Source organism: Lentimonas sp. CC4 (assembly GCF_902728235.1).
In the GTDB taxonomy this organism is placed as follows: Bacteria; Verrucomicrobiota; Verrucomicrobiia; order Opitutales; family Coraliomargaritaceae; genus Lentimonas.
Map to the genome: position 1 here is coordinate 382,107 of NZ_CACVBO010000002.1, position 14,838 is coordinate 396,944.

General features: G+C 49.9%; 9 protein-coding genes. 7 read left to right on the top strand and 2 right to left on the bottom strand.

All coding sequences use genetic code 11. From position 1 onward, the window contains the following. Positions 1 to 224: 224 nt before the first annotated feature. The 4 genes from GZZ87_RS18180 to GZZ87_RS19820 all read left to right on the top strand — a co-directional run bounded on the left by GZZ87_RS18180 (position 225) and on the right by GZZ87_RS19820 (position 7,677). Positions 225 to 875 carry a PEP-CTERM sorting domain-containing protein gene (locus GZZ87_RS18180; protein WP_162025929.1) on the top strand — a complete coding sequence of 217 codons (651 nt, stop codon included), beginning with the start codon at positions 225 to 227 and terminating at the stop codon, positions 873 to 875. A gap of 520 nt (positions 876 to 1,395) precedes the next feature. Beyond that, entirely contained in the window at positions 1,396 to 5,049 is a 3,654-nt protein-coding gene (locus GZZ87_RS18185; RefSeq protein ID WP_162025928.1) for a putative glycoside hydrolase, read from the top strand. A 768-nt stretch (positions 5,050 to 5,817) separates the two neighbouring features. Next, the gene (locus GZZ87_RS18190; RefSeq protein WP_244648072.1) at positions 5,818 to 7,389 is read left to right on the top strand and encodes an arylsulfatase; all 1,572 of its coding nucleotides are present in this window, start codon (positions 5,818 to 5,820) and stop codon (positions 7,387 to 7,389) included. A gap of 45 nt (positions 7,390 to 7,434) precedes the next feature. Continuing rightward, on the top strand, positions 7,435 to 7,677 hold the full coding sequence (locus GZZ87_RS19820) for a PEP-CTERM sorting domain-containing protein (RefSeq protein ID WP_244648073.1): 243 nt from the start codon (positions 7,435 to 7,437) through the stop codon (positions 7,675 to 7,677). A 418-nt stretch (positions 7,678 to 8,095) separates the two neighbouring features. On the opposite strand, the gene GZZ87_RS18200 is transcribed toward GZZ87_RS19820, so the two are convergent. Together GZZ87_RS18200 and GZZ87_RS18205 are read right to left on the bottom strand one after the other, a co-directional pair. Beyond that, positions 8,096 to 8,758 (bottom strand): response regulator transcription factor, encoded by a 663-nt coding sequence (locus GZZ87_RS18200; protein WP_162025927.1) that lies wholly within the window; start codon positions 8,756 to 8,758, stop codon positions 8,096 to 8,098. A 7-nt stretch (positions 8,759 to 8,765) separates the two neighbouring features. Further along, positions 8,766 to 10,826 (bottom strand): histidine kinase, encoded by a 2,061-nt coding sequence (locus tag GZZ87_RS18205; RefSeq protein WP_162025926.1) that lies wholly within the window; start codon positions 10,824 to 10,826, stop codon positions 8,766 to 8,768. Positions 10,827 to 11,057: 231 nt separating this feature from the next. On the opposite strand from GZZ87_RS18205, the gene GZZ87_RS18210 reads away from it, so the two are divergent. From GZZ87_RS18210 to GZZ87_RS18220, 3 genes are all read left to right on the top strand, one after another. Beyond that, a complete protein-coding gene (locus GZZ87_RS18210; RefSeq protein WP_162025925.1) occupies positions 11,058 to 11,723 on the top strand; it encodes a hypothetical protein in 666 nt (221 codons plus the stop codon). Between the two features lie 593 nt (positions 11,724 to 12,316). After that, positions 12,317 to 13,096, top strand: coding sequence for a PEP-CTERM sorting domain-containing protein (locus GZZ87_RS18215; protein WP_162025924.1), 780 nt, complete (start codon positions 12,317 to 12,319; stop codon positions 13,094 to 13,096). A gap of 421 nt (positions 13,097 to 13,517) precedes the next feature. Next, positions 13,518 to 14,426: a PEP-CTERM sorting domain-containing protein gene (locus GZZ87_RS18220; protein ID WP_162025923.1), complete on the top strand. Its 909-nt coding sequence runs from the start codon at positions 13,518 to 13,520 to the stop codon at positions 14,424 to 14,426. Positions 14,427 to 14,838 lie beyond the last annotated feature (412 nt).

Consider the following 14,838-nt stretch of genomic DNA (forward strand, 5'->3'; position numbering starts at 1 on the left):
GCTCTTTTCTAGGTTGATGGGTGGCCACCGAGTCACCTGTGCATGAATCTAGGACTGCATCGAAGGGAATGCCAATGTTTTGACACATATCCCACTAAATTGGGATATGCACCATGCCCGAGGCGTGGTAATCTTCCAACGTCTCCATTTAGTTTTCAAACTAAACAAACTGATCATCAACCGCACACACCATGAATTCCTCAATCAGATCAAAATCTTCCGCGATGCTTATAGCATGCGTGGCTCTTTTTCAAACTTCGAATGCCACCGCTGATGTGCTAGTTGGCTATGACTTTGGAACAACCGGTTCTACGACCTTTGGCACGACCACGGTTGCATCGGGGGTTTCTGGTTCAGATGTCACGAATGGATCGCTTTCCACTTTTATAATCGATGATTTCGGATATGCTTCTGACTCCGTTCTTCAGGCAGCTCCCACTAATTCGCTCACAAGCACCGCGGCGCTTGCAGTGGCGAATGATAGCTACTTCGAATTCACCATTACTCCTGATGCATCACAGGCCGTGACTTTCACGAGTTTGACATTTAATGCTGCAAAGGGTGGCAGCTCAGGCACAGCCCGCGGTTATGTTGTTCGATCCAGTGTGGATAGCTTTGCAACTGACCTGGGAACTGCAGATCTCACGACAGTTCGCGATTGGACACCAGTCAGTATTAGCCTTTCCGGTGGATCGTTTGATAATCTAGTAGCAGCTACAACATTCAGGATTTATACTTACTCGAATTCAACCGCCCGTAGCGTCGAGTATGACGATTTTGCTTTGAACGGTAGCGTCATCCCAGAACCAGGCACCTATGCGCTACTCGCGGGTCTCACTGGTTTGGTCGCTGTGATGGTTCGCCGTCGTCGTTAGATCTTACGGGCGGGCGACTCTGTAAATGAATTTTCATTAGTGTTATAGGGTTGATGATCTACGTTAGGGGTAGGTCATCGTTAGGAGTCCGGCATGCTTTTAAAGTGTGCCGGACTTTTTCATGTCCCACTGACGGAATCATCATTCTACACGAGAGCTCACGCATCAGAAACACTCCACGAAGAATACTAATGTTGAAAGAGCCCAAATGAGCCTTTAACAACCAGATCGATGATCGCGAGTATGCACAGATCCAGAAGGAGTTGAGTGAACAACTAATGCATCTTGGGGGGGACGGCCTCCGCGCCGTCAGCCGATCCTCAGCACAGCACCGAAGCACCAGCACCCCCCATTAAAATGGGGTATACGGGACTAGATATTATGATATAATGAGGGACATGGCTCTGAAATGATCACATTGCAGTTGGTCGATTGTTGAAGCGTCAAAGAACCTACACCCCAACCCCCATACTTATACTACCCCGAATAGTTTTATACTTAAGACAATTGTAATCAAGTCATGAAGCATACCCTAATTCGAATTAGCGCTATCCTGACACTCCAATCGCTTTACGCAGTCAATCTAGACTGGGACAATGAAGCGGTGATGAATGTGGGTTGGCACACTGCAAGCAACTGGTCGGGTGATCGTTTGCCTGGGAGTATTGCAAGTCATCATGTGTTTTTAGATGGCGCAGTGGACACGCCGTATGTGGTCCAAGATCACGATCCCGTGAATGTATTCAACCTTTCGATTATCAACGACGCCACGCTCACGATCCAAGCTGATCTGTTGAACGTCGGATCTTTTGATCTGGGGTCGGATGCGAATGGTAATAGAGGCATCGTTGATCACTCCGCTGGAGTTGTTTCCTCCGTGTTGTTGTCAGTGGGCAGTAGTGCGGCTGCGACATCGAATTCCAGCTACACACTCAGTGATGATGCTCAACTGAGTGCGACTGACTTATCTGTCAATCGGGGGATATTTAGCGTCTCGGGGGATGAAGCCACTGTTACTATCGGAGATAGTTTGACTGTGAGTGGGATGTTGTCGATGGAACTCGGGCAACTGGGCATGAACTCGATTCATGTCGACGGAGCTTTGATCATTGATCCATCAACAGCCATGCTGCGTGTGGATCTTTCATCCTATATTGGCGGTTCTCGCACCATCGAACTCATTCGGTTTGGTTCTATGAGTGGTTCGTTTGATCCTGATAATGTTTCGTTTGAGGGACTTCGTCGGGGGGAGTCTGCGTCGATTAGCTATGACGCTGATAGCATCAATTTGATTCTGACTTCGGCACCACATTCAGCTTCAAATTTCTGGTTTGTTCAAAAATCATGGGATGGCGTCTCTGCTGGAACCGCAAATAACCTATTTCTCAATAACGGTCGATCCCTACTTGATTTAGATGTTCAGGGCTTGAGTTACACCCAGTCCTCCGACGGCGACGATCTGCTCTATACGATCACATGGACGGGCAACGACTATGATGGTGATTTGATCAATGATGTGCTCTCGTTTGATATTCGGGTCGAGGGCTTTACCGGATCGACTTATACCTATAGCTCGACTGCAGGCGCGTCTTCGATGAGCCAGTTAGGCAGTTCGGCAGGAGTGACGACACTGCAGGCTGAAGAAGGAGATCTTGAAATAATCTGGGGCGTCGGCGGCGACAATGATGCGGATGCCGGAGAGAGCCTGCGTTTTAGTGTCGAGAATCTTAGCGTGTCATCCGCGGGTTACCTGGTCGAGTTCGACGGCTTTTCAGAGATCACTTTGGCGGAGTCGAATGGGGGCAATACTCATCGATTGATTATAGGAGAGGGAACAGGGTTGGATTCAGTAGACTTTGATGCGGATTCGCAGGGCGTTGCGCTCGACTATACTGATACTGCAGTGGTGACGGGTGCGGGTAGTTTCTATTCAGACGAACGAGAATGGGCGGTTTCCGCTATTTCCTACAAACTAAGGGTCTATCATCCAGATGATGTGGATGCGGTCGGGGCAGACTTAACTGATTATTCAAGTGTGGTCACAGGCCCGATCTTTGGCGATGCGTATCCAGAGCAGGCTGACTCGACTCACTTTCCTGCCTTTTCGTGGGACACCGTTCCGCGTTGGTTAATTGTCCGTAAAAACACAGCATACACCGATGCCGAAGTCCTTTCAATGGCAACCAACTATGACCTGATTGTTTGGGAGAAAGCGAATTCAGCAGGGTTTTCGAATACCAACGAAGGCACGCGCGATGTCGCCGCACGGATTCGGGCGATTAATCCTGAAGTGAAGAATATTTATTACTTCAACTCATATATTCATTATGGAGCCGGTGAATCGGATGCAGAGTATGATGAGAATATATGGGAATGGAGTAATCGTATCGTCGATGGAGACGGAGCGGAGTCCGTCTTTTTGTTTAAAGATCTTTATTACACGCATAATTATGCCATTCCTGAATTGAGGGATTGGTGGGTCAAATCGGTGCTAAGTATGACTGCGAATACGATGATTGATGGTGTCTTAGTCGATAAGGTGACGGAGAAGAATCGATCTGCTTACGATGCCGGCGGACAGCCTGTCTCCGATTATATGACAATGTTGGATGCATTGAGTCAGGGGCTACAGGCGCAGGGCAAACTGTTCATCGGCAATACCTTGAGGAACGAACGGAACTATGCCGGTCGTGCGCATATGGAACTGCAGGACGGGAGCTATCTCGAGCGTTGGGAATTGGCGAACCGTGACAGCGTGCCAACACAAACCGAGGCAGAAGCTCGCGTGACGAGTATACAGTTAATGCGCGAAGCACTCTCGAAAGGGAAAATGGTTTTTATGATCAGTGAAGGACCGGATACTTCGGAGGCAGAACTCGCGGCTGCCTTGGATTATCGGCTCGCGATTTTCCTGATCATTGCAGAAACCAATGCTTACTTTAATTTTAGAGGATCAGTAGATGCCACCAAAGATGATTGGGTATGGGATACCAGTTGGTTGCCAGAGTTTAGTCACCCTCTAGGGCCTCCATTAGGTCCGCCAGTTAAGGATGGCACCATCTATACGCGCTCTTTCGAGCACGTGGATGTGTGGGTAAATGTCGAAACCGAGCAGGCGCAATTGATTTGGAAGTATAGCGCAGATGAGGAGATCCTCGGGCAGGATAACTTTGACGGTTCAGAGCGCTATCTAAGCCGCACATTTTCAAGCACGGAGAACAGTGCGACTGCCACATGGGATATCGTCAATCGAGCCACGGTCGCGAATCCAGACATTTTAGACACGTCACTGTATCTACAGAATGGTGACGCGGGTGATTCCATTGATGAGATCGGCTATCTCGAGTCCAGTAAGACAGATAACTTTCTGGGCATTGAACGAAGTGCAGGGAAGACGCTCACCTATACATTCGATATCAGTGGATATGGAGATCTGCATATGACGATGGATTGGGTTGCCTCAGATAACTATCTTTCAACGCTGTTGGTCACCGCTTCAATTGATGGTAGCGCTGCGCAGGATATCTTTTCAGTCGCCAAGAATACAACCAACCCCAGTTATACAATGGAAGACGGTCGGACAGTCTCGAAAAATAATGGCGCTCAGGGCTACGTGAATGGCGTAGCAGATGCATTGATTCTGGATGGATTCTCTACGTTCAACTCTACGATTGAAGGCACAGGATCTCTGTTGACGATCGTGATTCAGCAGACTGGAAGTTACTCGGGTGAGCTCGGGATGGACGATCTAGTGCTCTATGGAACATCTCAAACTGCATATGCACCATGGATCGCTGGCTATGGCCTGAGCGAATCCGATGCGCTTGAAACGGCGAACCCCGATGGTGATGCGCACAGTAACCTGGAAGAATATGCGTTTGGCGGGGATCCTTTAAGCGCTGCAGACGGCGGGCATCCCATGAGTCATTCGATGCTGATAGAGGGGGGGATTTCGTATTTTGAATTTGTATATCCACGACGCACTACGCCTGGAAGTAATCTGCTCTATTTATTGGAAATTACCACAGACCTGACTGCAGATGATTGGCAGGATGCTGGGGCTGTTGAACTCTCTCCTCAAAGTCTCGATGGTGATTTTGAAGCGATTACAAATCGAATCGATATCAGCGGGGAGAGTGCTCAGTTTATACGTGTCAGGGTTGAAACCAAGTAGTATCTCCTATAGTCCTTTAGCTCCGCTGAATACCGCGGCACTATGATAAACAAAAAGACGATGAGACTGCAGTCTTCTCTGCAGTCAAACGAAAAACCAGAGGATTTAGAAACCCAGATAACTTAATCACCATGCTATACTTCATCGCAGGGAAAATTGATATTTCAAAGAATCAACAAGCTACTCACTGAAAATCTCGAAGAACCAGCCTATTGATCATCGTGGGGTGGAGAATACAATATCTCACGAGCCTAGCGCGGGCGCAGAGCCTCTCTTCTGAGCCCTGTGGAAACTACTCGACCGCCAGGGATGGGAGGGCATCTGGGTTCTTCAGCAGCGCTCAAAGCCAACAAATAATCCACCTTCGATAAACCAGATAGTTAAGATGCGTGGAAAACTCGGAGGGCACCTTGGGCGTAAGCACGATGGCTTGCCCAGGGAACTGCCTATCGGCAGAGGATTGAGTAAACTGTATCAGTTCATCGACAACTCAGAACTCATGCGCTCTCTGCAGTCATACTGGCGTATAGGGGTATATTATTTAAATAAACAAGAATGACGTTACTAGTAACGTTAATAACAAAGTGCAGGATCTATGGAAGGGGCCCCCTCGAAAGAGGGGGTAGGCAGATGGTTCATATGTTGGTAAACTATGCGATTGTTTTCATTCACTCGACCTAACTTAAATAAGTGATGGATGGGTCGAGTAATTGTTGATAGACTGACTGACCGCCTCAAAAACGAAACAACTGAGAGGAATTATAAATTATGAATTATTTTAACAGAATGATTATTGTGGCGGGTGCTTTGATCCCGTCACTGATGATGGCGGAAAAGCCACCTGTGGTGAGCTCGCCGAATCCCAATATCGTTTTCATCTTTGCCGATGATATGGGTTATGGAGAAGTGCAATCCCTCAATCCAGAGCGAGGATTGATTCCTACGCCACACTTGGATGAACTTGTGAGTGAGGGGATGGTGTTTACGGATGCGCATACCTCATCCTCGGTCTGCACGCCATCGCGATACTCTCTGATGACTGGGCGATACAATTGGCGGACGACGCGGCAGGCTGGCGTATTAAACGGCTACAGCGAGGCGCTCATTGACGAGGATACGCTCACCGTGGGCGAACTGCTTCAAGAGAATGGCTACGACACCGCAATGATTGGCAAGTGGCACCTAGGGATGACGTTGCCGGTTACTTCAGGTGCGTTGCCGACACAGCGTAAGCCGAAGCAAACCAATCTCGATTGGGAGGGTGAAATCCAACACGGCCCGGCCGATCGTGGCTTTGACTACTTCTTTGGCATCTCGGGTTCGCTGGATATGGCTCCCTACATTTACCTAGAGAACCGTAGATTCGTTGGCGCGGCAGACAATACTGCCCCGCAAGCAGATGCTCCGGGCTTCGTGCGAGATCAGGTCCTACCGGAGTTAGCGAAGCGCTCCGCTGATTACATCAAGGCGCACAAGGGCGATAAGCCGTTCTTTCTGTATGTGCCGCTGACGTCGCCTCATTCGCCTGTTCTGCCGACCAAAGAATGGCTCGGTAAGAGTGGGCTCAATCGACACGCTGACTTTCAAATGCAAACCGACGATGAGATCGGTAAAATTATCCAGGCCGTGGATGACGCTGGGCTCACGGAGAATACCCTGATCATCGTCACTGCGGACAATGGCACATCGACTCAATCTGCGAGAATACCGGATCTTGAAAGCATGGGGCATTACTCAAGTGCGAACCTTCGTGGATCGAAGGCGGATATCTTGGAAGGGGGGCACCGGGTGCCCTTTATCGTGCGCTGGCCGAAAGTTGTTGAAGCGGGTTCCACTTCGGATGCAACGATTTGCCTGACCGACTTCATTGCCACTTGTGCGGACATCGCAGGTGCGGACCTCGCAGACGATGAGGGGGTCGATAGTGTCAGCTTCTTACCTGCACTCAAATCTGAACCTATTACAACCGATCGTCAGGGGATTGTGCACCACGCGATTTCTGGCCAGTTCGCCATTCGCTCAGGCGACTGGAAGCTGATTCTTGCACCCGGCTCGGCAGGGTGGACCTATCCAGCCGGTAAGACTGCGATCGACCTAGGACTACCCTTGATTCAGCTCTACAACCTCAAACAAGACATCGGAGAGACCAAGAACCTACAGGCAGAATACCCTGAAAAGGTCGGCGAACTCCTTGAGCTACTGGAAAATTATGTCGCAGAGGGACGTAGCACGGCCGGACCCAAGCAAATGAACGATGCTGAAATCGATCTCTGGAAAAAGCACATGCACAAGAAACCTGGTTGGGAGCCTAAGAGTAAGAAGCGGCAGAGGCTTAATTGATGAGCCTTAACCCAATTTTTCAAATCAGGGAACGGAGCCTACAGCGTGAACGATGGAACGACCACTCTGGACTCTGGAGCCAACAACACCGCTGTGAGCTCAGCAATCCCTCTTGAGTTTGACGACGACTCACCACTCAATTGGTCGGGTAACGGTAACAATGGCCCGCGCGCCCTTGTCATGGAATACACGCTGACTGTATCAACGGTCCCAGAGCCGTCCAGCTATGCATTGCTTGCGGGCCTTTTGGGTCTGAGCTGCGTGATGGTTCGCCGTCGCCGCGCCTAGTCGCTGAATATTTTCAACTTTGAAAACGCTTCCAGCCTTGAATGGTCGGGAGCGTTTTTTTGTATCAGTCCGCGCTTCACGCCTGAGGAATGCCGAGCGGGGGCCACCGCGGCAGAAGGCTCTGCGTGAGGTTCTCCACGGAGGATTCTTTACAACCGCTCCCTTCTTCGCTCGTTGAGCAGGGGAGTTTGAGAAAGGTTACATTAGAATCCACTCAGGCTGCTTCCTGTGGTCAATGGCACGTTGATCCTTCCCAATCCTCGCCCGTAGGGGCCTCTAGCGCAAGCGGTTGTCAAATATTACGTATCCTCAGTCGAAGCAGCTTAGTGCGACGCCCGCTCAATCAGTGGTTCTATGCACCCACTGCCTAATCAATGATGATGAACCTTTTTGCGGCGATCAATTCTGCTTCATTCATTTAGTTATCGGATAGGAGTCCGGATCTGAATGCTTTGTGCACCGCCGCTGGCGCATTCTTAACGCCGAGCTTTGTGTAAATATTCTTTACGTATTCGGCGACGGTGTGTGGCGAGATCTCGAGCTTCTCCGCGATCTCTTTTTTGACTAAGCCGACACTCAGTAGTTCTAATATATTTGTCTCACGCGGAGTCAGTTGGATGCTCAGTTGCACTTTAGGCTTTGCTGGTTGCAGTGCTTGTATCAAATATTTGGCGACACTCGCATCTAAGGGGTTGCCACCTTTCGCTACCGTTTGAATGCCTTCGGTGATTTCTTCGATGGAGGATGATTTGAGCAGGTAGCCTGCGGCGCCGGATTGAATCGATTTAACCACATCCGCTTCCATGTCGGACTGCGTGAGCATAATGATCTTCACGTTCGGAGTGCTTTGTAGAATCTGAGAGATGGCATCGACGCCACTCATGCCGGGCAGCCGAATATCAAGCAAAATGAGGTCTACTTCTATAGGTGTCGATGCATCACTCAATGCGTGTAGTGCGACTTCGACTGCACCAAACTGGGCAACCAACTCGATATTCGTTTCTTCCGAGAGCGCCAGTTCGATGACTTCTCTGTATTGTGGATTGTCTTCCACCAGCATGATTCGGATCGATGTATTCATAGTCTTATTATTTTGGGAATGATGCCCTCATCAGTCGATTGCGTCGACGTAGTTTTATGATGACTGCGGTGCCTCCTTCATGGGGGCTTTCAACTTGGATGGTGGCTCTAAGAAGTTTTGCCCTGCGTTGCAGTGAAGGTGGGGGCTGGTGGTGTGTGTCTTGGGATAATCCTTTGCCATTGTCAATGATCGTGAGTTGGATCTGCTTGGGGCTCGCGGATAGAAATGTAGTGACTTTGGTCGCACCAGCATGACGGCAGATATTGATTAGGCACTCTTGGTAAAAAAGCACGAGGTCGCTGTGTCGTCTCGGGTTGATTTGCACGAGGAATTGTTCGCCGTCTAGTTGAATCTCGTGCGCCAGTCCGACCAGAATGCGTTCTGCAGTGCGTTTTAGATCATCAGGAAGATGCACGTAGAGTTCGCTGGAGCTTTGAATATCCGAGACATAACGTATCGCTTTGCTGGTTCGTTTGATGACGGTTTGAATCCGTTGCGTTAACTGGTTGACCTCTTTTGGGAGTTGCTCCGATCGCTTGGAAATGAGCTGAGAAGTCAGGTTGATGGTATGTAGGTTGGCGCCAATCTCATCGTGTATATCCGCAGCAAAGCGTTGCCTCACGGCGGCCAGTTGGCGGCGGTGACGCATCCGCTCGATGTATACAATAATGAAGATGCTGACTGTCAGCACCGTGGCCAAGTAGATGAGCCACTTGAGGGTTTGCCTTTGTTTGGTATAGCGACGGGTGATTTCGCTGGTCACTTCAGTGCGTTCGAACTCTAGGTCGTGGCGTTCGGCTAATTGTGACATCCACTCACGGACGGATAAAATTGCGCCGTAAAAGTTATGGCCGTCAGTCAGCGACGCGAGGTCGCGTCCCGGGCTTGTATGGATATTAAGCGCTTTGAATGGCTTGTTGATGGCTACGTTTGCTCCCTTTGAGAGTAATTCGATCTCGGCAAAGCCAATGTTAGAGCTATCTGGAGCATCTAGTGACATCGATGCAGATGGCTTCTCTAATTGGGCAAGGGGATTCAACGAGCTGTTCGAAAGTGTGTCCTCCGAGGCGTCCGGGGGCGTCGAGATGCGTAGATAGCGATAAGACATTTCAGGGAACCTCCACATCCAGATCGGGCCGCTTTCGTTGAGGCTTCGCTGCTCGGTTTCAAGCAGCAACACCGCCTCGGAAAAATCATTCCGATTGGAACCTTCAATTTTGATCTGATGCGGCATGCCGTAATCCCCTGCAAGGTTGGTCGGCACGGTGTCGCTAGTCTCCATGATGTGGAAGTTTACCTGGGATAGCGGATACGTATGCTCCAAATCAATGATGAGGGCAGGGGCTTTGGTGTGGCTTCCTTGATAAGCGATACTTTGTCGCCCGATGGCGGCATCCATCAGAAAGGGTGTATGCCCATCGGTGAGATACTCTTTGCCCCATGCGTCGGAGTTTGATTTCTGATTGGAAGATGATGAGATTGGCCGATGCAGTGCTACATTTTCATCACCGCTAAAGACCATGATTTCTGATAGTTGCAGGCAAAAGTTTCCGTCAAAGTCTCTACGCGTTAGTTGTGTGGCTTCTACCTGTATCCAAGATGCTGTGATCGGTTCGATCTTCATCGCAAGCGGGGCAATTCTGGGCAGAGCCCCTGCGTCCGCATGGAAGCTGCCGACCAAGCGCCCCTGGCGATCATCGTCCGTTCCCGCCCAAATTCGTAACTCCTTCGGAAATGCGTCTGCATGGAAGTCGGAGTGTGCATTACGACTTAGGGTGGGGGCTAGTATGACTTCATCAATCACACGAGGTTCTCCGAGTTGAATATCGATCCATTCATGGCGGTCGCTGCTAGGGACGCTGAGCGATCGATACCCGATGGAGCCGCTGCCACTGCGTAGGCTTAAGTGCGCCACGTCCTCTAGTCGCGCGTCGATTGCGGCCAGCCGCTGCTCTAACTGAGAGAGTGAGAATGCTTCATGCGAGTCTTCCGCTTTCGCAAATCCGCTCGCCGCCGACAGCATGCCGGCGATGAGTAGATAAAGAATCGTGAATTCGGGATAGCGCATCAATGGCTCTTCGTGTGATGACGTGTAGAGATGTTTAGCCCACTTTCAAAAGGTATCCATGTCAACGCTACGTGCGTATTTATATACGGAAGAAAGTAGGGTCGTGTATTTCTAGTTGGTCGGAAGAGGCTGCCCCCCCTAAAAAAGGGGGCAGCCAAATGTCAGGGAAAATGCTAGAGTGTTTTGCTTATATGGGGTGTTGCACTGCTTCCCTGTCTATAAATAACCGTAATGTTTGAAGTGAAGAGACTCAACAAACCCACATCCCTCATTTGTTTTCTAGTCGTCGGCTTGATGGCGACTGTCTCCCACGCTGCCACCACCATCGCGCTATTTGATTTCGAGAATCGTTCGAACCGTTACGAAGATTCGGCTCGCGTATTATTCGTTACGGATCTGGTGGGGGCGGGCGTGCAAGCCAACTCAATTCCATCGCCCGCTCTGGACTTCTATCACGGCACGACTGGAGGTATGAATTCTGACATATTAAGGCGTTCGGGAGAGACGGGTATTGTCACATGGACGACGCAGGGGCGCGCGGGAGAAGTGGTTCGCTATGAAAGTGTCTCTGCCTCCTTTGGCACCAATGGCAGTCGTTTTACACCCTCGTTATCGTATCAAATAGGCAAGGGTGCTGTCATTGATGTTGGGACAGGTAGCCAGCCAGCGCCGAAAACATTCGATCGGCAGACATTTGATTTCCCGCCTTTTTCCACCGATGAGACGGTCACATGGTCGCTCATTTGCAATCGCGTCGTGAGCGGTAGTCCTGACCGCCTGCGATTCGATGACTTGACCGTTAAAGGTGCTTATGTCGACATTCCCGAGCCTAGTAGCTATACACTGCTCGCCGGTCTGATGGGTCTGAGCTACGTGATGGTGCGCCGACGCAGCTAAGAACATTTCATATGCCGGGGGAGGGATATTTAAATACCTACCTAGCTGATTCACTGCCAAAATGGCGAATGATCTAAGGCTGGGCTTCGAATGCCAACCAGCACCTTAAACTAATAATAGATTAACCGCAGATGCACGCCGATGAACGCAGATCGATTGGTGCCTAAATTCATTTAAAATCTGCGTCCATACCCGAATGCTACGAACTTAAGCAGCTGAATCGATAGTAGAAGCGTGCTTCCAGCCGCTTGTTTACTTGCATGAGCGGCAAGATGCCGCTGCTACTTTAGCTTAAGTTCGTGCCATTCCGTCCATACCCGTTCATCTGTGGTTAAAAATACAGATCCCATGATCAGTTTAACCGTCAATGAACATGACGTAGCAATGCCGGTGTATCGGGCACCATAACCGCATGGCGGTTAAAATCGTGTAGCGGCGTTCCTGAAATTACCCCTCCCATCGAATGTTCTTCACATTGTCCCCTTAAACGAGGGGGTAGACAGTTTCTTCGGAAATTGGTATCTTGTAGCTCTCTATTAGAGAGCATCGCTCTGTTACCCCTGGAAAACTAGTATCGAACTCAAAATACCTATATGAACAAACTCTACACAACTTTAACCGCTGGCCTGCTGATTGCAGGGATGGCGCAAGCTGCACTGGTCTCGGAGATCGATGGCGCCACAGCCGCGACTGATTGGAGCGATGAAGTCTTCACTGGCAGCGTCACCACCACTGTCAATAACTGGGGTATTAATGACAATTTCACCGATGCAAGCTTCGCCGGCACCACTATGAATCTCGGCAACGGAACCGCAGTGGCTAACCAGCCCTTTGTGAATTCAATAACGACGGGCGCCGACTTTACTGGAGCGACGTTTAATTGGAACCCGTATACACTCAATGGCGGGACACGCTTTAATATCTTCCGTAACGCCACTGCTGGAACAGGCACGGTAAACGCAGGGATGAAATTTAATAATTCCATTTGGAACATCAATATCGCGGGCACATCGCTTAACACCCTTCAAATTTTTCTTGATGGTGCAGGATCGATCACTGCGGGCACTGCAGCAAATGCACTTGATATGTCCGGAGTTGATTTCAACTTCACTGGAACAACGTCGCTCTCTACGACTGCTGGAACTGCGATCATCGCTAACCTCAGTGAATCGACTGCCGGATTCGGTAATGGTGCGAAGTATGACACGGCCTTTACCACCAATAACTACGCTGCATTTGGCTATGGCGATGCAGCAGCGCTTGATACAGCCCTCCAAACTGCTGGTTGGCAAGTCGTTCCAGAGCCTAGCAGCTATGCATTGCTTGCGGGTCTTTTGGGCATGAGCTACGTGATGGTTCGCCGTCGCAAGTAAGACAATTTCATATCCCAAGGGGGGATATTTATAGGGGTAAGGCTGCACTTTCGGGTGCAGCCTTTTTTGAGCGCAGCGTAGAACACGGCAGGCTTAATCCTAAAAAGAGTCGTTGAACCGTTAATATAAGATTAACGTGCATTAACGGTTTAAGGAATTGAACCTTAGCCGACTACCGAATCTAGGTTAATGACTCATGCCTCTGGATTGGTCAGGGTTTTGCCCGCGAAGGGTCGCTAAGAAACGCGAAGTCATTTTTATCATCCAGTGAGATCACCGAAAAATTAGAGCCGATCGACGTCTCTGTAAATAGAACATCTCGACACTACCCCCCTAAACGGGGGGGTAGACGTATCTCGACGGAATTGGTATTCTAGGGTTCGTTCTCCCCCTAAGTTATAAATTACTGACTAACGGCTCTATGCTACAAACCCCCGATAAACTCACCCTAGCACTGGCTTGCGCCGTTGTGCTTCCATGCTTCTCTCACGCCGCAACATACACTTGGATTAGTTCTGGTGGTGTCGGTCAAGATGGCGACTGGACCAACACCGCAAACTGGTCGGGTGGCACCGTGCCAGTGGATCGTATTGCTGGCACTGGAAGTAATAACGGGCTTTCTTTCAATAATACAGACACAGTCATATTTGACGGAACCACCGCGCCGACCACGGCCAGCTTTCCCGGCCTTGGCGGAACGACAGGGGGCAATGGCGATACGCCGACGATGGTTTTCAATAGCGGTGGCCCGTTCACTTTCGATTTCAACGGCCGTGAGAGTAGCCTTTGGTCGAACACTGCTGGAACGCGCACAGTCTTTACGGTCGGTGATGGCACGGGCGGTGGCACGGAGGATGTGACGCTCAATCTCACTGGGTTGACTTTCATTAGTCGTCATGCCACCGGAGCGACCAACAACTTTCTGGTCAACTCCGATGGGACGTTGAACTTCAACGCCGGCGTGGACTTTCGATACGGAACCACAACGGATCGCCTTGCGACCATTACGATTGCCGGAGGCGACGTCTCCTTTGCGGGCGGGTTGACCAATTTTACGGACAATACGGGCACTTATGTCGACTTCACTATAGTTGGTGGTTCGTTCTCTGCATTGTATAGCTCAACCGCAGGTGGTGGCTATGTCGACAAAGATGCGGTTGAAACCGCATTGACGGCGGGCACTAACTGGAAGAACAATTTCGGTGGAACTTTCGAAGTCACTGAATCCGGCGGTGGCTTCACTGTGACCGCCGTTCCAGAACCTAGCAGCTATGCGTTACTCGCTGGCCTTTTGGGCATGAGCTACGTGATGGTTCGCCGTCGCAAGTAAGACAATTTCATATCCCGGGGGGGATATTTATAGGGGATTAGGCTGCACTTTCGGGTGCAGCCTTTTTTTGCCTGCAGCGTAAAACACGGCAGGCTTAATCCTAAAAAGAGTCGTTGAACTGTTAATATAAGATTAACGTGTATTGACGTGCATTAACGGTTTAAGAAATTGAACCATAGCCGACTACCGAATCTAGGTTAATGACTCATGCCTCTGGATTGGTCAGGATTTTGCGCGCGAAGGGTCGCTAAGAAACGCGAAGTCATTTTTATCATCCAGCGAGATCACCGAAAAATGAAAGCCGTTCGACGTTTCTGTAAATAGAACATCTCGACACTACCCCCCTAAACGGGGGGGTAGACGTATCTCGACGGAATTGGTATTCTAGGATTCGTTCTCCCCTTAAGTTATA

Excerpts from the sequence above, each read along its gene's own strand:
- GZZ87_RS18180 (WP_162025929.1), top strand. The coding sequence starts at position 225 with ATGCTTATAGCATGCGTGGCTCTTTTTCAAACTTCGAATGCCACCGCT.
- GZZ87_RS18185 (WP_162025928.1), top strand. The coding sequence starts at position 1,396 with ATGAAGCATACCCTAATTCGAATTAGCGCTATCCTGACACTCCAATCG.
- GZZ87_RS18200 (WP_162025927.1), bottom strand. The coding sequence starts at position 8,758 with ATGAATACATCGATCCGAATCATGCTGGTGGAAGACAATCCACAATAC.
- GZZ87_RS18215 (WP_162025924.1), top strand. The coding sequence starts at position 12,317 with ATGAACAAACTCTACACAACTTTAACCGCTGGCCTGCTGATTGCAGGG.
- GZZ87_RS18210 (WP_162025925.1), top strand. The coding sequence starts at position 11,058 with ATGTTTGAAGTGAAGAGACTCAACAAACCCACATCCCTCATTTGTTTT.
- GZZ87_RS18205 (WP_162025926.1), bottom strand. The coding sequence starts at position 10,826 with ATGCGCTATCCCGAATTCACGATTCTTTATCTACTCATCGCCGGCATG.
- GZZ87_RS18220 (WP_162025923.1), top strand. The coding sequence starts at position 13,518 with ATGCTACAAACCCCCGATAAACTCACCCTAGCACTGGCTTGCGCCGTT.
- GZZ87_RS18190 (WP_244648072.1), top strand. The coding sequence starts at position 5,818 with ATGAATTATTTTAACAGAATGATTATTGTGGCGGGTGCTTTGATCCCG.